Here is a 24,725-nt window from a genome sequence, read left to right on the forward strand (position 1 = left end):
ATATATAATATATATAATCTTTTTAGCACTCGAAAGTAGTGAGTGCTAACAGCGAGGAGTGAAGGTGATGGAATTAAATGAAAGAAAATTAAAGATCCTCAAAGCTATAGTTAAAGATTATATAGAAACAGCTGAGGCTGTAGGCTCACGAACTATATCAAAAAAACATGACTTAGGTGTAAGTGCTGCCACTATAAGGAATGAAATGGCTGACCTTGAAGAATTAGGATATTTAATCCAGCCACATACCTCGGCAGGTAGAGTTCCATCTGAGAAAGGATACAAGCTTTATGTAGATTCTCTTATGAGTCAAAGTGAACTTAGTGATGAAGAGAAAATTTTAATAGAGAGTTGTATAAATAAAAATGTTAATGATATAAGAGATTTAATTCATGAGACTTCTAAGCTATTGTCAGAAATTACTAATTATACAACTGTAGCTGTTACTAAAAACTTAGTTAATCAAAGTGTTATAAAACACATACAGTTAGTTAGTATGAGTGATAACAACATTTTATTAATAGTTGTTACAGATAAAGGTGATATAAAAAATGTAAATTTAGCTACTAACACTCATTTAGATCAATCAAAATTAAACATAATTTCTGACAATCTAACTAGAAAATTATCAGGAAAAAGTATAGTTGATTTAGATGAAAAACTTATAGCATTTATAAAATATGAAATAAGTGAACATGCAGTGTTAATAGATGAATTAATAGATGCACTAAATTTTGATGCCAATGATGATACATCAATTTCACTAAGTGGAGCAACTAATATATTCAACTATCCTGAATTTAATGATGTACTTAAGGCCAAGTCATTTTTACATATGCTAGAACATAAGGAAATGATATCTAGTATGGCTAAGTCAAAAGGTATACAGAAGGATAATGTTAATATAATCATTGGTAGTGATAATGATTTTGAGTTAGCGCAAGATTGTAGTATAGTTACAGCAACTTATAATATAAGTAGAGATCTAGTAGGGCGTATAAGTTTTATAGGGCCTACAAGAATGGACTATGCTAAGATTTATACAATTGTTAATTATATGAGTTTGATTTTTAACAAAAAATAGATTAAGGGGTGTAACATATTGCAAGAAAATAATTTAGAAAAAGAAAATGTAAAAGAAGAATTAGAAACTTCAAGTGAAATTGAAGAAACGACTGAGGAAGTTGTAGAAGACAATGTTACAGATATAAATGACAAATTAGAAGAAAATAAATTAAGAGAAGAATTAGAGGCTCTTAATGATAAGCATCAAAGACTTCAAGCAGAATATGCAAACTATAGAAGAAGAACAAATGAAGAAAAAGAAACTATAGGATTATTTGCAAATGAAAAAATACTAAACGATATAATACCTGTTATCGATAGTATGGAAAGAGCTTTAGAAGCTTGTGATGACAAAGAAGGAAGTATGTACCAAGGAATAGACTTAGTATATAAGCAACTTCAAGGAATACTTACAAAGTATGGAGTTGAAGCAATAGAAGCTGAAAATGCAGACTTTGATCCAAATTTACACTTAGCAGTAATGCAAGAAAGTGTTGATGGAGTTGAAGCAAATAAGGTTGTAATGGTACTTCAAAAAGGATACAAACTAGGAAATAAAGTATTAAGACCAAGTATGGTTAAAGTATCTTGCTAGTTTGATATAAATAGCAATAAAGTTTAAGAATTTAGCTAAAATATATCTTATGTTCTAGCAAAATTAGAACTTAGATATTTAAATATATAAAATAAATAATAACTAAATTCTATATAGAATAAAAATCATAAAAAATTATTTAGGAGGAATTTGGTCATGGGAAAAATAATAGGAATTGACTTAGGAACAACAAACTCTTGTGTAGCGGTATTAGAAGGTGGAGAACCACAAATAATAACTAATGCAGAAGGTATGAGAACTACTCCATCAGTAGTAGCATTTACTAAGGACGGAGATAGAATAGTAGGGGAGCCTGCAAAAAGACAAGCTGTTACAAATGCAGATAGAACTATAATATCAATAAAAACTCACATGGGAACAGATTACAAAGTTAATATAGATGGTAAAGATTATACACCACAAGAAATATCAGCTATAATCTTACAAAAATTAAAAGCAGATGCAGAAAGCTACTTAGGGCAACCTGTAACTGAAGCTGTTATAACAGTTCCAGCATACTTCACAGATGCTCAAAGACAAGCAACAAAAGATGCAGGTAGAATAGCAGGACTTGATGTTAAGAGAATAATAAATGAGCCAACTGCTGCTGCACTTGCTTATGGTATGGATAAGTTAGACCAAGATAAAAAAATATTAGTATTTGACTTAGGTGGAGGAACATTTGACGTTTCAGTTCTTGAAATAGGAGATGGAACTTTCGAAGTTTTAGCTACTGCTGGTAACAACAGATTAGGTGGAGATGACTTTGACCAAGTATTAATAGACTACTTAGCTGAAGAATTCAAAAAAGCTGAAGGTGTAGACTTAAGAAATGATAATATGGCTCTTCAAAGATTAAAAGAAGCTGCTGAAAAGGCTAAAAAAGAGTTATCATCAACAATGACAACTAACGTAAACTTACCTTTCATAACAGCTACTGCTGAGGGTCCAAAACACTTAACTATGGATATATCAAGAGCTAAGTTTGATGAGTTAACTGCTCATTTAGTAGAAAAAACTATGGAACCAACAAGAAGAGCATTACAAGATGCAGGTCTTTCAACTTCTGATATAGATGATGTATTATTAGTTGGTGGTTCTACAAGAATACCAGCTGTTCAAGAAGCTGTTAAGAAATTCATAGGAAAAGAACCACACAAAGGATTAAATCCAGACGAATGTGTTGCTGCAGGTGCTGCTATACAAGCAGGTGTATTATCTGGAGATGTTAATGATTTATTACTTCTAGATGTTACTCCATTATCATTAGGTATAGAAACTATGGGTAACGTAATGACTAAAATAATAGAAAGAAATACTACAATACCAACTAAGAAGTCACAAGTATTCTCAACTGCTGCTGATAACCAAACTGCTGTTGATATACATGTTCTTCAAGGTGAAAGAAGTATGTCATATGACAACACTACTTTAGGTAGATTCCAATTAACTGATATACCACCAGCTCCAAGAGGAATACCTCAAATAGAAGTTACTTTCGATATAGATGCTAACGGTATAGTTCACGTTACTGCTAAAGACTTAGGAACTGGAAAAGAGCAAAAAGTTACTATAACTTCTGGAACTAATTTAAGTGAAGAAGAAATAGAAAAGAAAGTTAAAGAAGCTGAAATGAATGCTGAAGCTGATAAGCAAAAGAAAGATAAAATAGAAGCATTAAACCAAGCTGATTCAACTATATACCAAACAGAAAAAACTTTAAATGAATTAGGTGACAAAGTAAGTGCTGAAGATAAGAGCGCTATAGAAGCTGCAATAGCTGAACTTAAGGCAGTTAAAGATAAAGAAGAGTCAACAGGTGAAGAAATAAGAAAAGCTATGGATGAAGTTATGAACAAATTCCATAAAGTTTCTGAAATGATGTATCAACAAGCACAAGCTGAAGCTGGGGCTCAAGGTAGCGAAGCTGGTCAAGGGGCTCAAGACGATAACGTTGTAGATGCTGACTTCACAGAAGTAAATGACGAAAAATAGGTTACGAAAATATATAGTTTAATATATAATAGAAAAGAGTATCTTTTCATAAGTATATAGTCATAGACTAATGCTTAAAAATAATAATAGCTTGTAGTATGATATTCTACAAGCTATTATTTTGTAATAATAAAGGTGGTGACAAATAATGAGTGCTAAGAGAGATTATTATGAGGTGCTTGGTGTAGATAAAAGTGCCGATGCTCAAGCCCTTAAAAAAGCATATAGAAAACTTGCTATGAAGTATCACCCAGATAGAAATCCTGGTGATAAAGAAGCAGAAGAAAAATTCAAGGAAATAAATGAAGCGTACGAAGTATTATCAGATGATAGTAAAAGACAAATGTACGATCAATTCGGACATGATGGTGTAAACGGTCAAGGAGGATTTGGTGGCCAAGGAGGATTTGGTGGTCAAGGATTCGGTGGATTTGAAGATATATTTGGTGACATGTTTGGTGATATATTCGGAGGTGGATTTAGCAGTGGTAGAGCCAGAAGAAGAGGTCCAGAACGTGGAGCAGATATAAAACAAAGTGTTAGTATAAGCTTTGAAGAAGCTGCATTTGGAAAGAAAGTATCTGTAAAGATAAATAGAAGTGAAGAGTGCGAAGAATGCCATGGAAGCGGAGCTAAGCCAGGAACATCTAAGAAAACTTGTCCAACATGTAATGGTACAGGAGAAGTTAGAACTGTTCAAAGAACTCCATTTGGTAACATAGCATCAAGCAGACCTTGTAGTGCTTGTAATGGAGAGGGTGAAGTTATAGAATCACCATGTCCAAAGTGTCACGGTAAGGGATATAATAGAAAAGTTAAGACTATAGAAGTTGATATACCAGCAGGTATAGATGATGGACAAATGATAAAATTATCAGGTCAAGGTGAAGTTGGATCTAAAGGTGGACCAAGAGGAGATTTATATATAATAGTTAATGTTAAACCTCATCCATTATTTACAAGAGAAGGAACTGATATATACTTTGACATGCCAATAACATTTGTTCAAGCAGCATTAGGAGATGAAATAGAAGTTCCAACACTAGATGGAAAAGTTAAGTATACAATACCAGAAGGAACTCAAACTGGAACTGTATTTAGACTAAGAGAAAAAGGTATACCAAGACTTAGAGGTAACTCAAGAGGTGACCAATATGTTAAGGTTATAGTTGATACTCCTAAGAAATTAAATGAAAAGCAAAAAGAAATACTAAGAGAATTTGCTAAAGAATGTGGAGAAGATGTTCACGAAAAGAAAAAGACTTTTGGACAAAAAATAGAAGACATGTTTAAAAGAAAGTAATTTATAAACAAGTAAATATAACAAAAGATAAAAGAGACATAGTTTAAACTATGTCTCTTTTTTTTTAAAATGTACACATTTCATAATATAATTTAAAAAATTATAGAATAAAATTTACTCATTTTTTAATCTTTATAAATATATTCTCTTGTCATACTTATTTCATTATTAACACCTTTGCTCATTAAGATCTGATGTAGGTCTATAACTCCATTATTAAAACAAGCAGCACAAGAAGAAAGGTATAAGTCCCACATTCTTACGAATTCTTCATCAAACATATCCTCTACAACATCTCTTTGTTTATCAAAGTTTTTATACCACTCAACTAAAGTTTTAGTATAATGTCTTCTTAAACTTTCAACATCTAATGTATAAAAATTATATTTAGGAAGTAAGTCTATAATTTCACGTAGTGAAGGAATAACTCCACCTGGGAATATGTATTTTCTAATCCAAGCATCGCCAGGAGATTCAACTAAACCACTTATATAATGTAATAAGAATAACCCTTTAGGTTTTAATACACTATTTACATTTTTAAAGTATAAATCATAGTGTTCACGACCAACATGTTCTAACATACCAACACTTACAATTTTATCAAACATCATACCAGATGTTTCAAGATTTCTATAGTCCATAAGTTTTACTTGTAAATAGTCTTGAAGTCCTTCCTCTACTATTCTTTCATTAAATCTTTTATATTGTTCCTCACTTAGTGTAATACCAGTTCCTTTAATTTTATATTTCTTAGCGGCTTCTATAAGAAGATATCCCCAACCACATCCTATATCTAGTAAAGTTTCACCTTCTGATAGATCTAATTTTTTTAAAATATGATGTATTTTGTTCATTTGAGCTTGGTATAAAGTATCATCATCATTTTCGAAGTAAGCACAAGAATAACTTAAAGTATCGTCTAGCCAAAGGCTATAGAAATCATTTCCTATATCATAGTGAGAACAAACCTCTAATTTTTGATTCTTTTCATTTCCTGCTTTATGGAATAGTTTTGATAATTTTGCAAAGTTAGTATGAAAATGTTCTTTTTGACAGCTAAATAAAGCATCTAAGACTAGTAGTAAATCACCATCAATATCAATATCTTTTTTCATGTATGCTTCCCCTAAAGCCAATGATGTACTATTTAATAAATCTTTTTTACTAATTGGCTTATTAAAGTAAACCTTAAACTTAGGCTCATCTTGCCCAATTAAGAATTCTTCTCCATCCCAAAGTTTTACCTCAAATGTACTTGAGTCAAGTTTTGAAAGAAATTCTTTTATAAATATTTTGTCTATGCTGTTCATAATAATTTTTCACCTCTATAAAAACCATACCCAAAAATTACCATATGAAAACAAAATATTATATAAAAAATAGAAATATATTTAAATACATTCCTATTTTTTTAATTTTATATAGATATTATCGCTAATGTTTGAAGTTGGGTAAATATACCCTGAGAAAGGTCTGAGATAGTTTTTTTATTCATATCCATCTCCTTTAAAGCCAGGAATGTTATGAATGCATTTAATAAAACTTTTTCATAAATATAAAAGTATGTATATTTATCGTTTAAATACTCTTTATTTCTTATAGATTCATTTATAAGATTAAGTTCATCAACTGTAGCATGAGTTACTGCCATAACAGTAGTTGAATCTATATTTTCATCTTTTACTGATTTAAATTTTTGAAGTGAGAAAGTATTTAAATCTACTAAAACTTTATGTATATCTTTAAAATTTTTGTCTTTTAATTCATCCTTAGTTTTTATTAACAAAATATTAGAACGGTTTGTTATATCATCTATTTTTTCTTTATAAAATCCAAGTAGTGAATTTAATTTTATATTGTCTTCTATTTCTTTATTACCATCTTTAAGTTGCAAATTCTTATATTTATCTGATACTTTTTGTATATCTTTAAATAACTTTAATCTCTCAAATCTTTCCATAATAAACCCCCTTAAGTTGTTATTATATATACTATATAGTATAAATCATTGGAAATATATAATAAAGAAAATGTTTTTTTAGATTGTATTTTCAATTGAAAAGGAATTTATTTTTAGAAAAAAATAAATAATTTAAATTTTGGTAAAAAAATTAATAATATAAGATAGAATTAAATTAAGGTAGCATTTATAATATAATTAAGTTAAAAAATTACCATGTTATAATTAGATTTACTAAGGAGGAGAAGCATGTATTTTGTAGGAGTGGATATTGGAGGAACAGGAATACAAGCAGGGATAGTTAATGAAAATGGTGAAATACTTTTTAGAAAAGAGTGTAAGACTAATTCTTTAGATGGATTTGAAAATGTTATGAATGATATAGAATATTTAGTGAGGGGATTACTAAAAGAAAATAATTTAGATATGAGAGATATAAAGTCTATAGGATTTGGTGTACCAGGTTTTATAAATAAACAAGGTATGGCAACTGCTGTAAACTTAGGTTGGAAAGACGTTAATTTTATAGAGTCTTTAAAAAATAAATTTAATGAGATTGATGTATATGCTGAAAACGATGCAACAGTTGCAGCATTAGCAGAAGCTAAATCAGGTAGTATGAAAGGAAAAAATTGTGCTGTTATGTATACACTAGGAACTGGTGTAGGCGGTGGAATAATAATAAACGGTAAAGCATTTTCAGGTGCACATGGTATGGGATCTGAACTAGGACATGTTATAATAGGTGAGAATTACTTTGACTGTAATTGTGGAAATAACGGGTGTTTAGAAACCTTTTGCTCGGCAACAGCCATAATAAAGTATGCACAAAGGCTAATAAATGAAGGAAGAGCAAGTATAATATTAGATATGGCAAATGGTAATGCAGAAGATATAAATGCTAAAATAGTGTTTGATGCTTATAGAGAAAATGATGAAGTGGCAGTAGAAACTATAAATAGATTTAAACTTTACTTATCTAAGGCAATAGCTAATATGGTAAGTACATTAGACCCAGATATAATATCACTAGGTGGAGGAGTGTCAGGAGCTAGTGACATTATACTTCCTGGATTAAAAGAATTAGTAAGAGAGCAGCTTGTATTCAAAAACAATGAATTTGCAGACATAGTATGTGCAAATTTAGGAGCCGATGCGGGTATAATAGGAGCGGCATTTTTAAGTTAAAAATAAACATAACTATCTAAAAATAAATCTTAAGAAAAAATATTCTTAAGATTTATTTTTATGTAAATTTTTAAAGGCAATACTTAGGACATAGTGTTTTTAAATTTTTATTTAGAGCTAACATTAAAATAAAGTGATTATACTTTTATTATAAAAACTTTTGCAAAAGGTTTATATCCCAAAATAAATACATAATTAGTAGATAAAATTTGAACAAATATTAAATTTATATAAGATGTCCTAAAAATGACACAATAACGACATAATTGTTCGTAAATTTCGACAATAAAACAAAATAAATGTGTGTTATAATATCAATAGTTAAATGACAAAATTTGGGGGAATAATATGAAAAAATTGAAAAAAAGTATAGCTATAATATTAAGTTCTATAATGATACTAGGAATAACAGGATGTAGTGGAACAAAAACTGAAAAAACTGAAAGTGATGTAAAGTCATCAAGTAAAACTAATTCACATTATCCAGTTACTATAACAACTCATAATTATAAAAAAGAACCAGTAGAAATAACTTTTGAAAAAGAGCCAGAAAATGTTGTTGCTATATATCAAAACTCAATAGAAACTATGTTAGCATTAGGGTTAGAGGATAAAATAAAATTAGCAGCAGGACTTGATCATGAAGTTAAAGATGAATATAAAAAAGCTTTCTCTAAAATAAATTATTCAGACCAATTTGCGCCAGATAAAGAAACTGTATTAATGGAGCAACCAGACTTTATATTATCTTGGCACTCTTTATTTGATGACAAGAAGTTAGGTGATGTTGATTATTGGCACAAAAATGGTATAAATACATATATGGCTCTAAATAGTGGAGTGGCTGAAGAAAGAACCGTTGAAAATGAAATTACAGATATACTAAACCTAGGAAAAATATTTAATGTAGAAGATAAAGCTGAGAAAATAACTGATGAAATAAATACAAAGATAGGTGAAGCATCTAAAAATGTTAAAGGCCAAAAAGAACAAACAACTTTAATAATAGAGTATATGGATGGTAAGATATATACTTATGGGGCAAAAACTTTAGGTGGAGATATGGTAACTAGATTAGGTGGTAAAGTATTAAATCCTGAAGGTGGAAATATTGGAGAAGAAGATTTAATAAAATTAAATCCAGATTCAATATTTGTCGTTTACATGAACAGAGGAGATGAAAAAGCAGGGCAAGAAGAAGTTGATAAAATACTAAAAAATCCTGCTCTTTCAAGCTTAAAAGCAGTAAAAAATAATAGAGTTAACCCTATACCACTAGGAGATATGTATTGCAGTGGGATAAGGACAATAGATGGAATAAATGTATTTGCAAAAGGATTATATCCAAACTTAAATAAGTAGGAGCAACTTTATGGAGAATAGAATGAATCTATCATCAAGTAAGAAAAAATTATTTAAGGAGACACCTATATATATAGGTGTTTCTGTTGTATTATTAGTATTATTATTTTTATCGATAGGATTTGCTGTAACAATCGGTTCAGTAGATATAAGCATTCGAGAAGTTTACACTATTATAATAAATAAGATATTTAATTTAAGTCAAAATGAAGTAATATCAAATGGCGCAGTTCATGATGTAGTATGGCTTATAAGATTACCAAGAATAGTTCTTGCTATTGCAGTTGGAATAGGTTTATCTGTAGTTGGAATAGTTATGCAAGCTATAGTAAAAAACCCATTAGCAGACCCATATATATTAGGAGTATCATCAGGAGCATCACTAGGTGCAACATTAGCCATAATGTTAGGAGTTGGAAGTGTATTTGGTGGAAACTATATTGGGATTGCAGGGTTTATAGGAGCATTTGCAGTATCTATATCAGTCTTAATTATATCTAATATAGGAGGAAGAGCAAACTCTGTAAAATTATTATTAGCAGGTATGGCACTTAGTTCTGTATGTAGTGCATTTTCTAGTTTTATAATTTATATCACAGATGACGCACAAGGTGTGCAAAAGATAACTTTTTGGCTTATGGGAAGCCTAGCTGGTGCTAAATGGGAACAAATAGTATTTATACTTCCTTCTATATTAATTGGGTTAGTATTTTTCGCTACTCAATCTAGAATTTTAAACTTAATGTTACTTGGGGATGAAGTTGCAGTTACGCTAGGAACTGATCTTCATAAATATAGACATTTATACCTTATTATAACCTCTCTTATGATAGGACTATTAGTTTATTCATCTGGAATGATAGGATTTGTAGGTCTTATTATACCTCATATAGTTAGAATGATATTTGGTACAGATCATAAAAAATTAATTCCAGTAGCTTCTATATTAGGTGCAATATTTTTGATATGGGCAGATGTATTATCAAGAAGTATAATAAAAGGAACGGAAATACCTATAGGAATTCTTATATCTATTATAGGCTCACCTTGTTTTGTTTGGTTAATGATTAGAAAGACTTATGGTTTTGGAGGTAAAAGTTAATGAACATAAAAACAGAAGGTGTAAAACTAAGTATTGGTAACAAAAACATATTAAAAGGAATAGATATAAATGTTGAAAATAAAGAATTTGTTGGAATAATAGGTCCAAATGGGAGTGGAAAATCCACTCTCTTAAAATGTATTTACAGAAATTTAAAGCCATCTAGCGGAGTTATTATGTTAGGTGATGAAAACCTATCAACTATACCTATTAAGGAGAGTGCTAAGAAACTAGCTGTATTATCTCAACATAACTATTATGATTTTGATTTTAAGGTGTATGATATTGTTCTTATGGGAAGATCACCTCATAAAAAGATAATGGAGAGAGATTCTAAAGAGGACTTTGAGATTGTTGATGCTGCTTTAGAAAAAGTAGGTATGACAGATTTTAAGGAAAGAAGTTTTAATACTTTATCAGGAGGAGAACAACAGAGGATAATACTAGCAAGAGCACTTGCTCAACAAACGGATTGTTTAGTATTAGATGAACCTACAAATCATTTAGACATCAAGCATCAATTACAATTAATGAGTATTGTAAAAGGGTTAAATATAGAAGTAATAGCTGCAATACATGATTTAAATATTGCATTAATGTACTGTGATAAAATATATGTTTTAAAGGATGGAGAAATTATAGCATATGGGACTCCTAGTGAGGTTATGACTAAAGAACTTATAAAAGAAGTCTACGAAGTTGATGCTATAATTAACAAGGATGAAAATGGTAAATTAGTGAGTATTTCTTATAATATATATAAGTAGGTAAATAAATAATATATAAATAAAGTAGTAGTTTTAATAGGATTTAAAACTACTACTTTTATATTTGAAGATATTGTTTAATTATTGTACAAAAGTCAAAATATTCGTTCTTTATAGTTTACTTATACTTTAAAAATAACTTAATAGACTTAAATTATAAAATTTATATTAAATATAAAAAATAAATATATTTTACAGGTTTCATTTTAAATAGAAGAAAAAATTGAAAAAAATAATAAAAAATAAGGTGGATATCTTGAAATAACTAGGTTTTATAAATTAATTTACATGGATATCTATAAACTTATTTTAGTATTAAATATTAGTATAAATTAACAGATAAAATAACACTGATATAAGACTTTAAATCATATAATATCGTTAATTTTTTATTAAATATTTTATCATTAGATGATTTTATACATGAATATTTTTTATAAGTTGTTAAGAGTAAATTATTATCAACTAAGAATGGTAAAAGCTAAAAAAGCAAAAGTTACAGCTTAATTTGACTATAAATTTAATATATAAATTTAATGTTTTTAATAAAATTTATATATGAATATAAAAATAAAAAATGAAGCTAATATTGTAACTATTTTTTACTAATTACTAGTAAAAATAATAGTTAGTAAGTATGATTAAAATAGCTATTTAGGCAAAAATTTATGCTTAAATAGCTATTTTTAAAAAAAAATTTTTTAAAATTTTTTAGCAAAATCTAATGTTTAAGAAACGTTGGAACTTCAATAGATTAAGACTGTTACAATTTGTAACTAATTTGTTACCCTTTTTTAATTTTTGCCTAAAATGGTGTTTACAAATCCTAAAAAGTGTATTAAGATTAATAACAAGTTAAGAAAAGTTACAAAAAAGTAACAAACAAAAGAATATGAATTAAAAAATATGAGATAGTTAATAATATATAATTTTACTTATTAGGAGGTTTTTATGAGTTTGAAAAAGAGAATGAATAAATCAACGATATTGGCATTAGGGTTAGTAATAGGTGGGATGTACGCATCAGCTGGGAATATATATGCAGATAACAAAGTGGAAGTAAATTCAGATAAAAAACAAGAAATGAAAATAGAAAACAATGAAATAGTAGTTGCAGATATATTAAATATAAGAAAAGGACCATCTGAAGATGAAGACAAAATAGGTGCTTTAAAAGAAGGTTCTGTCGTAGAAGTATTAGAAACTAAAGATGGATGGGATAAGATAAAACTTTCTGATGGAAAAGAAGGTTGGGTAAGTGGTGAATTTACAGTTAAAGAAAAAGCTAAGGTAAATGTAGATGAATTAAACTTAAGAAAAGGACCATCTACAGATGAAGAAAAGTTAGAAACATTAAAGAATAATACTGTTGTTGAAGTGTTAAAAACAGCAGAGATTAAAGATGAAAATAAAGATACAAAAGAAGTATGGCACCAAGTTAAGTTAGTAGAAGATGAAGCTACAAAATCAGAAAAAGAAGCTTCAAATGATGATAAAAAAGAAGAAAAAACTGGTTGGGTTTCTGCTGAATATGTATTAACAGAATCTCAAGAAAGAAAGCAAAAAGAAGAAGAGGCTAAAAGACAACAAGAATTAGCTCAAATGCAACAATTAGAAAGAGTAGAAAAAGTAAATAATGTAGTATCAAATACTACGTCAGATAGTCCAAAGACTTCAGCAAGTAAATCTAATGTAGTTGAGAAAAAAGAGCCAGTTAAGGAAGAGAAAGCTACATCAAACACTAAAGGGCGTAAACTTACTGTAAATGCAAGTGCTTATTCAGGACATAGCATAACAGCTACAGGAACTACTCCTAAGTGGGGAACAATAGCAGTAGATCCATCTGTTATACCTTATGGAACTAAAGTTTATATACCTATGTTTGACAAAGTATTCGTTGCAGAAGACTGTGGTGGAGCTATAAAAGGTAATAAGATAGATATATTCATGGGTAGTGAGCAACAATGTACAAACTTTGGTAGACAAAATATAGAAATACAAATATTAGGATAAATATAAATTGAAAAAGCCAAGATTAAATTAATTTAATCTTGGCTTTTGTTTAAATAAAATTTTATAAGTAATTATATATAGACGAGATATAGTAAATCTATTATAGAATGAAAAAATAAGGAGGTACTATATTGATTATCCAATGTTTTGTTATCAATGTGAACAAACATCAGGAAGTAAGGGATGTACTAAAGTTGGAGTATGTGGAAAGACTTCAGAAATAGCAGCACTTCAAGACGTCCTAATGTGCTTCAATACTTAGTAGATACATTTAATATAAGACATATAAGTACGCCAGATAATGACTTAGCAACATTTTTAGGTGTTTTGAAAAAAATAGAAATATAATATATGATTAAACTTAAACAAAAGCCTTCTTTTAAAATATTAAAAAAGAAGGCTTTTATTTTTATTTAGGAAGGTTATATTAGTTATTTGTTTTATTAATTAATGCAAAAATGTATATCCTACTAATTATATATTAGATAAAAGTAGTTTATAAATTAAAAATATAGTAATATAAAGATGACAATATTTTTTTACATATAAAGATTTTAATTTTATAAATCTCTATTGATATTTATTTTAATTTAAATATAGAAACATAGGGGGAGTAAATATGAGCTTTACGTTAGCCATTTGCGATGATGATGTATTAAATATAGGAATATTAGAAAAGCATATAGATAAAATTTTAAAAGATGAGAGTATAGAATATAATTTGCTTAAATACTCTTGTAAAGAAGAATTATTAAATGACTATCCTAAAAATTTAGATATATTATTTTTAGACATTAAAATTAACGGAATAAGCAGCACGGATATTGCCAGAAAAATAAGAGAAATTGATAAGAATGTAGAGGTAATGTTTACTACGCCAGCAGATTATATTTTTGAAACAAGAGCTTATAGATGCTTAGCTAAGCCTTTAAAGTATGAGGAAATAAGACTTCAGCTTAGAAAGTCTATAAAAGAATATTTAGAAAAACATAGTATAATATCCATACAATCTAGGAAAAAAACTTTAGTATTGCCAGTTAGAGATATACTTTATGCTGAGGTTAGGAAAAAAGAAGTTACAATATATACAGAAGAAAAAACTTATACTATCGAAGCTAGTATGAGAAGATTAGAAGGAAAAGTTTTAGGTTATAACTTTTACAGATGTCATCATAGTTATTTAGTAAATTTAAAGAAAATCCAAGAACTAAGGGAAAAATCTATAATTATAGGAGGATTTGAAATACCTATAAGTAGATCTAAGAATAAAGAACTTAAGATAAGATTAGATAATTTATTTGGAAATTGTTCATGCTAAATAGTATTTGATGAACATGTCTATAGGTAAATTTATTATTAATATATAAATCTAAATTATACTTTAAAATTGCTATTTACATAAAATTATTGAAAATGAAAAGGAAATAAATTGATTTTGATTTTGATTAGGATTATCATATATTTGGTGGGATCTATATGTAAACAACATCGAGATGATTATAAAAAGTATAGATATATTATTTATATTATATAAATTTAGATATTTAATGAAAAATAAAAAAACTTTGAATTAAATAAATAATTATGTGTGTAGAGTTGGGGGAAAATAAATTTTTTAATAATACATATAAGGTAGATTAATAATATCAAAAAAATGCTAATAAATATTAAAGTGTGGGAGAGTATTTTATGAATCTAGCAATTTTGTTTGTAATTTATATGGGGTGTTTTATAATGTGTTTATATATGAGTAATAAATATCAATAAATAAGGGGCAGTATATTATAGTTAAATGTCATAGTAGTTAAAAGGGAATAGATAAAATTATATTATTAGAAAGTTTTAAAAAAAGCAAATAAATTAAGTTAAATACCACTTCAGAGGAATTTTTTTGAAGTGGTATTTTAATTTTAACATATAAAAGGATTAAAAAATATAGTATAATAATTAAAAATAAGAAATCTAATGTAAAAAATTACGAGGAATTAGAATGGATAGCAACAACACAAGCATGAGTGTATTTAATGTTAAATCAATGTTAAAGCGAATGAAGGGGATATTGTTAATAACATTAATAAGTATAATATTTATAACCAAAGTAGAAATGAACCTGTATGAAGAATCTAAAAGAAGTATAAGAGAGTTTAATAGGCAGGTTTCGAATAAAGTATCTATAGATATATACAATGGAATGGAGAAATTAGATTATATAAATAAATATATAAACGAAGATATGAAAAAATACAAAGATAAGTATAATGAAGACATATTTTTAAAAAATATAAATAGAATTAGTAGTGGAAGTTTATTTAAGTACATAGGCATAGTGGGTATGGATGGGTACATAAATATAGGTGATAATGATAAAAAGGTATATGTAGGGGATAGAGAGTATTTTAAAAAAGCCATATCTGGGGGTAACCATGTAAGTAAACTTATAGAAAATAGATTAGAATATGAACTAGATACAGTATATTCAAGACCATTAATTATAAATGGAAAAATCAAAGGAGCAATTGTAGGGATTGAACCTAAGGAGATATTAGATAAAAATTTAGTAAATAATACATTTTCAGATAAAGTAAAGGTATATATTGTTACTTCTAATGGGAACATAGTGTTAGGGTCTAAAGAAAATTTAGGCATGTATAGAGATATAATATTAAAATTAATCAATGAAAAAGGAAATAATGGTATAGATAGTTTTGATGAACATGGGGAAAAAAATGTAATTGCTTATAATAAGGTAAAAAACAGTAACAATTGGTATGCTATATCTATAGTTCCTATAGCAAAAGTATTTACAGGAACACATAGTACAATAAAATTATCTTTATTTACAATTATATTGTCATTATTCTTATACGTAATTATTGGTACTTATGAAGATATAAAAAATAAAAAAGAATTAGAAGAAGCTAGTTATGTAGATTCCTTAACTAATCTTAGAAATTTGTTAAAGTTTAAATTAGATGCAAAAAAGATAATATTAAATAGGGCTAAGGATTATGTTTGTGTAATAGTGGCATTTGATATAAAGAATTTCAAAGCTATAAATGAATTATTTGGCTATGATAAGGGAGATAAGGTATTGAAGATGATAGCTGATAATATAAGAAGTATAGAGTTTGAAAATATTAGTGCAAGAATAGGGGAAGATATATTCACACTATTATTCAAAATAGAGGACGATGAAGACTTTGAAAAAAAAATCGAGTATATAAATAAGCATGTTACAAAGCAACGTTATATTAATAAAAAATTAGAATTAAATACCCATATAGGTGTATTTAAGATGAAAAAGGAATGTATTGAAATTGATAAGGCTTTAGATAATGCAAATAAGTCTAGGATAGAATCAAAAAAAGTAGGAGATAAATTATACTATTTATATAATGATGAACTAGAGTATAAGATACAACAAAAGCTGATAGTAGAAAGGGATTTAAAAAGATCTTTAAAAAATGAAGAATTTGAAATATTATATCAACCTAAGGTAGATATTAATAGTGAAAAGATAGTATCTGCAGAAGCTTTAATAAGGTGGAAACATAAAGATGTAGGATATATATCACCAAATATATTTATACCAATAGCTGAGAAAAATGGAGATATAAATCTTATAGGAAGATGGGTTATAAAAGAAGTTTGCAAAGAAATAAAAAAATGCGAAGTAAATAAAGATAATATAGTTCCTATTGCTATAAATTTATCGAGGGTAGAGCTTTATCAAAATAATCTAATAGATTATATAAGAAATACTATGAAGAGATATGATATTTCACCAGAATACTTAGAATTTGAGATAACAGAAACTGCAGCCTTAAATGATATTGATTATATTAATAATAGAATAAGAGATATAAAAAGCCTAGGTATCAAGGTTTCTATGGATGATTTTGGAACAGGTTCTTCAAATCTAAGCAATTTAAAGAGACTTGATATAGATGTTTTAAAGATAGATAGGACTTTATCAATTGATATAGAAGAAGATGAAAAGACTAAGAGTTTATTAAAGGCTATTATTAATTTAGCCAAGGAGTATAACATCGATGTAGTTTGTGAAGGAATAGAAAGTAGAGAGCAAGTAGATATACTTAGGGAGTTTAGATGTGACATGGTACAAGGGTATGTTTATTATAGGCCATTAGATATATGTAAATTAAAAAAAATTTTAAAAGGAAATAAATAGCTATTTATATAAAAGAGTATTAATATATTGATACTCTTTTATTTTTTATGACAAAGATAGTAGGCTCTTTTAGTTAAACACTTAGTGTTGCCAATTTGAACCAAAAAGAATGTATAATATTATTTAGATAGCTATTAAATAATAAAGGAGGTAAGTATGAAGCACGAGTGGAGAAAAAAAGAAAAGGAATATTACATACCAAAGCAAAAACCGCAGTTAATAGAAATACCAGAGTTTAAATTTTTTACTATAAAGGGGCGAAGTAATCCAAATAGTGAGGAATTTAGTGAAGCTATAGGAGTGTTATATTAATTAGCTTATACAGTTAGAATGATGCATAAAAGTGATAATATACCAGAAGGATATTTTGAATATACAGTATATCCTCTAGAAGGATTATGGGATTTAAAAGAAAATGGAAGAGGGCTAGAATATTTAGATAAAAATGAGCTAATATATACACTAATGATTAGACAACCTAGCTTTGTAAATGATGAAGTATTTAATAGAGCCATGGAAAAAGTAAAAAGGTAAAAGCCACATAGATTATTAGATAAGGTGAAATTTGAAAGTATTAAAGATAGTTTATCTGTACAAATGTTACATATTGGATTTTATGATGATGAGCCTATAACTTTTGAAATCATGCAAAAGTTTTGTGATGAAAATAATTTAAGATTAAGGACTAAAGTTCATAGAGAAATATATTTATCAGATTTTAGAAAGACTGAACCTGAAAAGTTAAAAACAGTGCTTAGATACAAAGTAGAGAGAATATAAAATACATATTTAAAAATAAAAAATAATTTAATAATATAAAATATAGGCATTTAGTTTAAAGCTAGATGCTTTTTGATTGCAATTAAATTACAAATTTAAGTTTAAAAAATTTTAAAATAAAATGAACCGTTTGTTCTATTAAAACATCTAATTAGTGTAAAGCAAAGAAATAGCGCTATAATTTGCAAGGAAAGGTAGGAAGTATATTGAATAAAAGTACATTTATAGAGAAAGTTCTTGAAGCTGAACATACTTTATATCATGTTTCTAAGTCAATCTTGATTTATGACCAAGATTGTGAGGATGCAGTTCAAGGAGCAATTTTAAAAGCTTATGATAAATTGAATACATTAAAAGAAGAGAAGTATTTTAAAACTTGGTTAATTAGAATACTTATAAATGAATGCTATAGTTTAAAACGTAGAGCAAGTAAAGTAGTACCTTATGAAGAATGCATTGAAGTTTACAATGATGATAAAAAAGACTATAGTGAACTATATTTGGCTATTTGTAAATTACCTCCACGAATTCGTATTACAATAGTTCTTTACTATATAGAAGGGTATTGCGTGGATGAAATTAAAGAAATTTTAAAAATACCTTCAGGAACTGTAAAAAGTAGATTATCAAAAGGAAGAAAGCTATTAAAAATAAAGTTAAAAAATATGGAGGTAATTTATGAATAAAAAAAATTTAAATAATATTTTTTTAGATACACCACAAAGTTTTAAAAATATGGTAAGAGATACTTTAGATAACTTACCAGAAAAAAGGGGGAATAGTGAAATGGAAGATAGAAAAGTGTATAAGAAGGTATCGGCTAAAAAAAGGATTATAGCCGCTTTAGTGGCAACTATGGCATTAGGGACAACTGTATTTGCAGCAGGGAAAATGCTTTCTATAGTTGGACACTCTAGTAATATACCAATTTATACTGATATGCCAACAGATAAAGAAGTAAAAGAAGATTTTGGTTTTGAACCGAAGTTAGTAGATAAATTTAGTAATGGATATGTATTTGAAAATGGATACACTACAAATTATGAAGGTATCGATGAGGAAGGAAGTTCACTTGAGAAGTCAAAAACAATAGATTTTGTTTATAAAAATGGCAAGGATAAAATAAATCTTTCAATGCAAGAAGGAATATTAGGTGAAAAATCCAATAGAGAAACAGTGGTTGATACTTATAAAGGTATAGAGATATATTATAATGTATATAAAAATAAGCTTGTACCAGGTGATTATGAAATGACAGAACAAGATAAAAAAGATGAGTTATCTGGTAAATATGTGTTTAGCTATGGATCTAAAGAAATAGAGGTAAGTGAGGTTAAATATTTAAATTGGAAGCAAAATGGTATTTACTATAATTTCCTAGTTAGAGATGGCAATTTATCACAAGATGAATTAGTTAAAATGGCACATGAAGTTATAGATACTAAGTAGAGTTTAAGTTATAATTAAATATGATAATTTATACCTACAATATAATTATATTGTAGGTATAAGACGTTTAATATAAAACTAGGGGGAAATTAAATGCGCAAGAAAATAATTAATACTCTATTTATTATGGGATTTATTTTCTATTTATTGTTTATTTTGTGGAATATTTTGTTTAAATATGTATCTCCATTAGAGATATTCAGTAATGATAGGTTTTTTTCACAGACACTTAATATAATTCCATTTAATGATATATTTAAGGGTAAATTTAATAAAATGGATATATATGGGAATATAATTTTATTTATACCATTTGGGATATATATAAATATGATAATAAAGGATGTAAGGATATCTAAAAGTATATGTATAATAGTTATAATAAGTTTTATATTTGAAATTAGTCAATATATATTAGGTATAGGTGCTAGTGATATAACTGATATTATAACAAATACGATTGGTGGGATTATTGGAATAGGTATTTATACTATCATTAAAAGTATATTTAAATATGATAATAAAGTAAAAAGCTTTATAACTATCTGTAGTACTATAATTATGTTGATTGTATCTATTATATTAATAGGGATATTTATGTACAATTAGATTATAGTAAAAAATATAATAAGTAAATCTAAGTGTTTAAATATAATATTTAAAGATATAGGTTGTATAGTCTGCTATGACTAAGATGCTTATATCTTTTTTATTTACTATATTTATTAAGCTAATAAAATCTTATTTGATTTAAGAGTAAGTTTAAAAGCTAAAGAAAATTATTGAAGTATTCTCTTAGTATTATATATAATATATATTAAGAAATATAGTTAGAATTATAATGATTAATTTGGGTATAAATTATTATAAAAAGTGAGAATATTAAATAACTTACAGATTCTTACTCAAAATAGGGATATTCATATCAAATTTTAAATAAATAGGAGAAATTAAAATGAGACCAACATATGAACAAGAAGTTAAAGCATTAGAAGAACATTTAAAAGGCTTATCTAAGGAAAAATTAGAAGAATTAGTTTATTTAGTTGACGAAAATACAGATGATAGAATGTGTATAGGTGGAGTTAATTTTTTTAAGGTTGATATTATAAGGATAGTGGAAGCACTTGAAACTAATACAGAATTGTAGGATAGTGTAAAAATGGGAGTGATTTAAAACTTCCTTTTTTATTTGTATTAAAAAATTTTAACTTGGAAAAGAGAGTATATAAGGACATTAAACTTAAAATGATATCATAAGCAATAAAATTTATTTTTATAGAAATTATGAAAAAGGACTATATCTAAGTAGTTATAGCCCTATATAAAATTTAATTAACCACTTAAATTAAATTTTAAGAATATACAATTATACTTCTAAATTCGTTTTATTGCTGATTAGTACAACCATTATTCAGCGATAATTATATTATGTTCTTGAGCTCTAAATTTTTCTACCAATTCTATATCAATGTTAGAATCAGTAATGATACAATCTATACTTTCAAGAGGGCAGACTGTTATAAGTGACACTTCATTAAATTTAGTACTATCAGATAAAACCACAACTTCTTTTGAACAATCTTTCATTTTATTATGTATAACAACTTCATCCATTCTTTGGTCTGTTATACCATTTTCTAAGGAAACGCCACATGTTGTTAAAAACATCATATCCAGATTTATTTTATCCAGTATAAGGGTAGCGAAATCAGAAACAAATGAATTTTCATCAGGGGTAAGTACTCCCCCTGTCGCAATTACAGTGAATCCTTTTTTATCAACTAGCTCATAAGCATTTATTAAAGAATTAGTAACTATTGTAAGGTTATTAAATTTTTTCTTTAGAACCTTAGCAAGCTCATAAGAGGTAGTCCCAGAATCTAGTCCAATTGATTGACCTTCTTTGACTAATTCAGCAGCTTTAAGGGCTATAGATTGTTTCATATCAGAATTTTGTGATTGACGAACTTTAAATGATATATATACATCATCATCATTATCATCAGGTTTTACATCAGATTTAGGAATAGCTCCTCCATGAACTCTATCTAAGTATCCTGCCTCATCAAGATATTTAAGATCTTTTCTTATAGTTTCAGAAGAGGCATTTAATTCTTTTTTTAAATCAGATGTTTTTACTATACCATCAAATTTTAGCTTATCTAAAATTATGGCATATCTTTCTTCAGCTATTATAAATACCACCTCCAGAATAAATTTAAAAATATTGACATCAAAAAATGTTGATTTAATTGGATAAAAACAATTTTAGATTGTATATTTTTGGTATTAATTATAAATTATATATCAAAAATTTATAAAAATCCACTTATTATAGAAAAAAGTAATGGAAAAAGGATAAAAAGCTATAAAAAACAATATAAAAAGCTATAAAAAACAATTTAAAACAAAAAAAAACAATAAAAAACTTGTATTTACAAAAAAAACCAATTATAATTATAACCGTAACAAGAAAAGGGTAAATATATTTAACCTTGAAAACGATTTTATAAAATTAATCATGGAGGTTTAAGATGAACGAAAAAGAATTACAAATAAAAACAAAGTATGCTTGTAATAGGTGGTTTACATTTGCAATTCTTGTACTAGGTGCAGGAACTATATTTAAGCTTAGTTCACTTAAAGATGCATTTTACATACCTATGCAACAATATATGGGATTAAATCATACTCAAATAGGTATGGCCTTATCTACATATGGGATGGTACAAACGGTTGGATTAATATTCTCAATTTATTTAGCAGATAGATTTTCTAAGAAATATATGATATCTTTCTCATTGATAGGAGTAGGACTTGTAGGTATTTATTTATCAACATTTCCTCCGTATGCAGGATTTTTAGCAGCATTTGCCGTACTTGCTATATTCGGAGAGGTTATTTATTGGCCAGTACTTTTAAAAGCAGTTAGACTTATAGCTACTGAAAAAGAGCAAGGTAGAATATTTGGTTTTTTAGAAGCTGGACGTGGTATAGTTGATACAATAGTAGCATTTTCAGCTTTAGCTATATTCTCAGCAATGGGTGAAAGTGCACAAGGTCTTAAAGCTGGTATACTGTTTTTTTCAGCTGTTGTTATAGTAGTTGGGATAATATCGTTTTTTACAGTTCCACATGATGAAATAAAGGAAGTAAATGAATCAGGCGAAAAAATTGGTAAAAATGCAGCTGCATTCCAAGGCATGATTAATGCTATAAAGATGAAAGAAATATGGGTTGTTGCATTTACAATATTCTCTGTATATTGTGTATATTGTGGCCTTACATACTTTATACCATTTTTAAGTGATGTATATGCTATGCCAGCAACATTAGTAGGGGCATATGGTATAATAAACCAATATGGACTAAAGATGGTAGGAGGGCCAGTGGGAGGATTCCTAGCAGATAAAGTTACTAAATCTACAACTAAATATATAAGAGCAGCATTTGTTGTAGCAGCAATAGCTATGACAATAATAATATTTTTACCTCATGAATCAATGAGTATATATACTGGTATGAGCTTAACACTAGGATTTGGAGCTATAATATTCACAATGAGGGCAGTATTTTTTGCTCCGATGGATGAAATAAAAGTACCAAAAGAAATAAGTGGTGCAGCAATGTCTATAGGATCTCTTGTAGGGTACTTCCCATCAACATTTGCATACACTCTTTATGGAAGTATGTTAGATAAAAGTCCAGGATTATCAGGATATAAAATGGTATTTATGACAATGGTAGGATTCTCAATTTTAGGATTTTTTATAAGTTCTTACTTAGTTAGAGTTATAAAACGTAAGCAAGCAGAAGATGCAAGATAAGTATAAGAGATATGTTAAATAAAAAATTAAAAAATTTTCTATAACCTGTGGATATATACATAGGTTATAGAAGTAATTATATATAAAATCATAGAACATATATTATTTAAAATAGGAGAAAAATAATATGAAAAATATAAATATAAATGGTTTTAAGAGAAATGGAGAATGGTTTAAAGGAAATTTACATAGTCATACTACAGTTTCAGATGGAAAATTAACTCCACAGGAATCAGTGAATCTGTATAAAGGAAATGGATATGATTTTATGTGCTTAAGTGAGCATGATATATACACAGATTTTAGAGGAGAATTAAATAGTGAAGGATTTATAATATTACCTGGGATAGAATGCTCAAGTGTATTATATGATGAGGATAATCAAAGAAAAAAAATACATCATTTGCATGGATTATTGGGAACTACAGAAATGCAAGAAAAGGCTAAGGGTAAGCTTTTCAAACATATGGAAATTTTAGAACCTCTAGTATGGGAAGGTGCTAAAACCGCTCAAGACATAGCTAATCTTATGGAAGCTAAGGGGTGTATATCAACTTATAATCACCCTTTATGGTCAAGAGTAGACCAAGTAGATTTTATAGATACAAAAGGAATCTTTGCTTTAGAAATATATAATCATGGTACAGTATTAGAAAGTAATACAGGATATGATACAACTCATTGGGATACTATGTTGAGAAAAGGAAATAAAGTATTTGCATTTGCATCAGATGATAATCATAATGAAGATTTCTTACCGGATTCATTTGGAGGATGGGTAATGGTTAAAGCTGAATCTCTAGAACATGATAATATAATAAATGCATTAATAAATGGAGATTACTATTCTTCATCAGGTCCTCAAATATATGATTTTGGTATAAAAGATGGAGTTGCATATGTAGAATGTTCTCCTGTAAATCATGTCAACTTTATGTCTGGAAATGCTATAAATGGTGGTTTTTCATATTGGGGAGAGCCTAAAGAAGATAGTATTACAAGAGCAGAGTTTGAGCTAAGAGGAAATGAAACATATATAAGAATAGAATGTGTTGATAAATATGGTAAAATAGCATGGAGCAATCCTATATTTATAGATGATATAAAGTCAAAATAAATGT

Annotated in this window: 24 protein-coding genes and 1 pseudogene; 22 read left to right on the plus strand and 3 right to left on the minus strand. The window is 27.6% G+C overall.

The window, feature by feature from the left end; all coding sequences use genetic code 11:
* Positions 1–67 precede the first annotated feature (67 nt).
* The 4 genes from hrcA (at position 68) to dnaJ (ending at position 4,958) form a co-directional block, all read left to right on the plus strand.
* Positions 68–1,084 carry a heat-inducible transcriptional repressor HrcA gene (hrcA, locus tag I4U66_RS00545; RefSeq protein WP_195580852.1) on the plus strand — a complete coding sequence of 339 codons (1,017 nt, stop codon included), beginning with the start codon at positions 68–70 and terminating at the stop codon, positions 1,082–1,084.
* 18 nt (positions 1,085–1,102) lie between these two features.
* The gene (gene grpE / locus I4U66_RS00550) at positions 1,103–1,660 is read left to right on the plus strand and encodes a nucleotide exchange factor GrpE (RefSeq protein WP_207741676.1); all 558 of its coding nucleotides are present in this window, start codon (positions 1,103–1,105) and stop codon (positions 1,658–1,660) included.
* A gap of 156 nt (positions 1,661–1,816) precedes the next feature.
* Positions 1,817–3,655, plus strand: coding sequence for a molecular chaperone DnaK (dnaK, locus tag I4U66_RS00555; protein WP_195236823.1), 1,839 nt, complete (start codon positions 1,817–1,819; stop codon positions 3,653–3,655).
* 148 nt (positions 3,656–3,803) lie between these two features.
* Entirely contained in the window at positions 3,804–4,958 is a 1,155-nt protein-coding gene (gene dnaJ / locus I4U66_RS00560) for a molecular chaperone DnaJ (protein WP_166504913.1), read from the plus strand.
* Between the two features lie 125 nt (positions 4,959–5,083).
* Here the strand turns inward: dnaJ and I4U66_RS00565 are convergent, their stop codons facing one another.
* Together I4U66_RS00565 and I4U66_RS00570 are read right to left on the minus strand one after the other, a co-directional pair.
* Positions 5,084–6,271, minus strand: coding sequence for an SAM-dependent methyltransferase (locus I4U66_RS00565; RefSeq protein WP_092927158.1), 1,188 nt, complete (start codon positions 6,269–6,271; stop codon positions 5,084–5,086).
* Between the two features lie 107 nt (positions 6,272–6,378).
* On the minus strand, positions 6,379–6,921 hold the full coding sequence (locus I4U66_RS00570; RefSeq protein ID WP_092927156.1) for a hypothetical protein: 543 nt from the start codon (positions 6,919–6,921) through the stop codon (positions 6,379–6,381).
* Between the two features lie 249 nt (positions 6,922–7,170).
* Here I4U66_RS00570 and I4U66_RS00575 point away from each other — a divergent pair, with 249 nt between their 5' ends.
* The 16 genes and pseudogenes from I4U66_RS00575 (at position 7,171) to I4U66_RS00635 (ending at position 20,924) form a co-directional block, all read left to right on the plus strand.
* The gene (locus I4U66_RS00575) at positions 7,171–8,109 is read left to right on the plus strand and encodes an ROK family protein (RefSeq protein WP_092927154.1); all 939 of its coding nucleotides are present in this window, start codon (positions 7,171–7,173) and stop codon (positions 8,107–8,109) included.
* Positions 8,110–8,457: 348 nt separating this feature from the next.
* Entirely contained in the window at positions 8,458–9,471 is a 1,014-nt protein-coding gene (locus I4U66_RS00580; protein WP_195928299.1) for an ABC transporter substrate-binding protein, read from the plus strand.
* 10 nt (positions 9,472–9,481) lie between these two features.
* Complete coding sequence (locus tag I4U66_RS00585; RefSeq protein WP_243248158.1) at positions 9,482–10,573, plus strand: FecCD family ABC transporter permease; 1,092 nt, start codon at positions 9,482–9,484, stop codon at positions 10,571–10,573.
* Positions 10,573–11,340, plus strand: coding sequence for an ABC transporter ATP-binding protein (locus tag I4U66_RS00590; RefSeq protein WP_166504925.1), 768 nt, complete (start codon positions 10,573–10,575; stop codon positions 11,338–11,340). Before I4U66_RS00585 ends, I4U66_RS00590 begins: the two co-directional genes overlap by 1 nt.
* A 951-nt stretch (positions 11,341–12,291) precedes the next feature.
* Positions 12,292–13,353 (plus strand): SH3 domain-containing protein, encoded by a 1,062-nt coding sequence (locus I4U66_RS00595; protein ID WP_166504926.1) that lies wholly within the window; start codon positions 12,292–12,294, stop codon positions 13,351–13,353.
* A gap of 142 nt (positions 13,354–13,495) precedes the next feature.
* Positions 13,496–13,600 (plus strand): annotated as a pseudogene (locus I4U66_RS14955) (hypothetical protein); the annotation flags it as partial.
* Positions 13,555–13,701: a hypothetical protein gene (locus I4U66_RS14625; RefSeq protein ID WP_207743608.1), complete on the plus strand. Its 147-nt coding sequence runs from the start codon at positions 13,555–13,557 to the stop codon at positions 13,699–13,701. The pseudogene I4U66_RS14955 and the gene I4U66_RS14625, both read left to right, overlap by 46 nt.
* Positions 13,702–13,972: 271 nt before the next feature.
* A complete protein-coding gene (locus I4U66_RS00605) occupies positions 13,973–14,671 on the plus strand; it encodes a LytR/AlgR family response regulator transcription factor (RefSeq protein WP_166504927.1) in 699 nt (232 codons plus the stop codon).
* A 672-nt stretch (positions 14,672–15,343) separates the two neighbouring features.
* A complete protein-coding gene (locus I4U66_RS00610) occupies positions 15,344–17,545 on the plus strand; it encodes a bifunctional diguanylate cyclase/phosphodiesterase (RefSeq protein WP_166504928.1) in 2,202 nt (733 codons plus the stop codon).
* Between the two features lie 156 nt (positions 17,546–17,701).
* Positions 17,702–17,857: a hypothetical protein gene (locus I4U66_RS14860; RefSeq protein WP_330405564.1), complete on the plus strand. Its 156-nt coding sequence runs from the start codon at positions 17,702–17,704 to the stop codon at positions 17,855–17,857.
* A 21-nt stretch (positions 17,858–17,878) separates the two neighbouring features.
* Positions 17,879–18,079 (plus strand): hypothetical protein, encoded by a 201-nt coding sequence (locus tag I4U66_RS14865; protein ID WP_330617284.1) that lies wholly within the window; start codon positions 17,879–17,881, stop codon positions 18,077–18,079.
* 24 nt (positions 18,080–18,103) lie between these two features.
* Positions 18,104–18,325: a GyrI-like domain-containing protein gene (locus I4U66_RS14870; protein ID WP_330405567.1), complete on the plus strand. Its 222-nt coding sequence runs from the start codon at positions 18,104–18,106 to the stop codon at positions 18,323–18,325.
* 206 nt (positions 18,326–18,531) lie between these two features.
* On the plus strand, positions 18,532–19,011 hold the full coding sequence (locus tag I4U66_RS00620) for an RNA polymerase sigma factor (protein ID WP_092927140.1): 480 nt from the start codon (positions 18,532–18,534) through the stop codon (positions 19,009–19,011).
* The gene (locus I4U66_RS00625; protein WP_195928300.1) at positions 19,004–19,774 is read left to right on the plus strand and encodes a hypothetical protein; all 771 of its coding nucleotides are present in this window, start codon (positions 19,004–19,006) and stop codon (positions 19,772–19,774) included. Before I4U66_RS00620 ends, I4U66_RS00625 begins: the two co-directional genes overlap by 8 nt.
* Before the next feature lie 126 nt (positions 19,775–19,900).
* The gene (locus I4U66_RS00630; RefSeq protein WP_243278773.1) at positions 19,901–20,383 is read left to right on the plus strand and encodes a VanZ family protein; all 483 of its coding nucleotides are present in this window, start codon (positions 19,901–19,903) and stop codon (positions 20,381–20,383) included.
* Between the two features lie 346 nt (positions 20,384–20,729).
* Positions 20,730–20,924, plus strand: coding sequence for a hypothetical protein (locus I4U66_RS00635; RefSeq protein WP_092927134.1), 195 nt, complete (start codon positions 20,730–20,732; stop codon positions 20,922–20,924).
* Between the two features lie 260 nt (positions 20,925–21,184).
* On the opposite strand, the gene I4U66_RS00640 is transcribed toward I4U66_RS00635, so the two are convergent.
* Positions 21,185–21,982: a DeoR/GlpR family DNA-binding transcription regulator gene (locus I4U66_RS00640; protein WP_092927132.1), complete on the minus strand. Its 798-nt coding sequence runs from the start codon at positions 21,980–21,982 to the stop codon at positions 21,185–21,187.
* Between the two features lie 329 nt (positions 21,983–22,311).
* Here I4U66_RS00640 and I4U66_RS00645 point away from each other — a divergent pair, with 329 nt between their 5' ends.
* The gene (locus I4U66_RS00645) at positions 22,312–23,604 is read left to right on the plus strand and encodes an MFS transporter (RefSeq protein WP_195928301.1); all 1,293 of its coding nucleotides are present in this window, start codon (positions 22,312–22,314) and stop codon (positions 23,602–23,604) included.
* Between the two features lie 127 nt (positions 23,605–23,731).
* The gene (locus I4U66_RS00650) at positions 23,732–24,721 is read left to right on the plus strand and encodes a PHP domain-containing protein (protein ID WP_195928302.1); all 990 of its coding nucleotides are present in this window, start codon (positions 23,732–23,734) and stop codon (positions 24,719–24,721) included.
* Positions 24,722–24,725: the final 4 nt, after the last annotated feature.

The organism is Romboutsia sp. D33t1_170424_H2, from assembly GCF_015669105.1.
Taxonomy (GTDB): Bacteria; Bacillota; Clostridia; order Peptostreptococcales; family Peptostreptococcaceae; genus Romboutsia_C; species Romboutsia_C hominis.

Bases quoted from the DNA above. Each gene is read 5' to 3' on its own strand.
- I4U66_RS14860 (WP_330405564.1), top strand. From the start codon at position 17,702: ATGAAGCACGAGTGGAGAAAAAAAGAAAAGGAATATTACATACCAAAG.
- I4U66_RS00585 (WP_243248158.1), top strand. From the start codon at position 9,482: ATGGAGAATAGAATGAATCTATCATCAAGTAAGAAAAAATTATTTAAG.
- I4U66_RS00650 (WP_195928302.1), top strand. From the start codon at position 23,732: ATGAAAAATATAAATATAAATGGTTTTAAGAGAAATGGAGAATGGTTT.
- I4U66_RS00645 (WP_195928301.1), top strand. From the start codon at position 22,312: ATGAACGAAAAAGAATTACAAATAAAAACAAAGTATGCTTGTAATAGG.
- I4U66_RS00635 (WP_092927134.1), top strand. From the start codon at position 20,730: ATGAGACCAACATATGAACAAGAAGTTAAAGCATTAGAAGAACATTTA.
- I4U66_RS00565 (WP_092927158.1), bottom strand. From the start codon at position 6,271: ATGAACAGCATAGACAAAATATTTATAAAAGAATTTCTTTCAAAACTT.
- dnaK (WP_195236823.1), top strand. From the start codon at position 1,817: ATGGGAAAAATAATAGGAATTGACTTAGGAACAACAAACTCTTGTGTA.
- I4U66_RS00610 (WP_166504928.1), top strand. From the start codon at position 15,344: ATGGATAGCAACAACACAAGCATGAGTGTATTTAATGTTAAATCAATG.
- dnaJ (WP_166504913.1), top strand. From the start codon at position 3,804: ATGAGTGCTAAGAGAGATTATTATGAGGTGCTTGGTGTAGATAAAAGT.
- I4U66_RS00605 (WP_166504927.1), top strand. From the start codon at position 13,973: ATGAGCTTTACGTTAGCCATTTGCGATGATGATGTATTAAATATAGGA.
- hrcA (WP_195580852.1), top strand. From the start codon at position 68: ATGGAATTAAATGAAAGAAAATTAAAGATCCTCAAAGCTATAGTTAAA.
- I4U66_RS00595 (WP_166504926.1), top strand. From the start codon at position 12,292: ATGAGTTTGAAAAAGAGAATGAATAAATCAACGATATTGGCATTAGGG.
- I4U66_RS00590 (WP_166504925.1), top strand. From the start codon at position 10,573: ATGAACATAAAAACAGAAGGTGTAAAACTAAGTATTGGTAACAAAAAC.
- I4U66_RS00575 (WP_092927154.1), top strand. From the start codon at position 7,171: ATGTATTTTGTAGGAGTGGATATTGGAGGAACAGGAATACAAGCAGGG.
- I4U66_RS00630 (WP_243278773.1), top strand. From the start codon at position 19,901: ATGGGATTTATTTTCTATTTATTGTTTATTTTGTGGAATATTTTGTTT.
- I4U66_RS00570 (WP_092927156.1), bottom strand. From the start codon at position 6,921: ATGGAAAGATTTGAGAGATTAAAGTTATTTAAAGATATACAAAAAGTA.
- I4U66_RS00625 (WP_195928300.1), top strand. From the start codon at position 19,004: ATGAATAAAAAAAATTTAAATAATATTTTTTTAGATACACCACAAAGT.
- I4U66_RS14865 (WP_330617284.1), top strand. From the start codon at position 17,879: ATGCATAAAAGTGATAATATACCAGAAGGATATTTTGAATATACAGTA.
- I4U66_RS14625 (WP_207743608.1), top strand. From the start codon at position 13,555: ATGTGGAAAGACTTCAGAAATAGCAGCACTTCAAGACGTCCTAATGTG.
- I4U66_RS00580 (WP_195928299.1), top strand. From the start codon at position 8,458: ATGAAAAAATTGAAAAAAAGTATAGCTATAATATTAAGTTCTATAATG.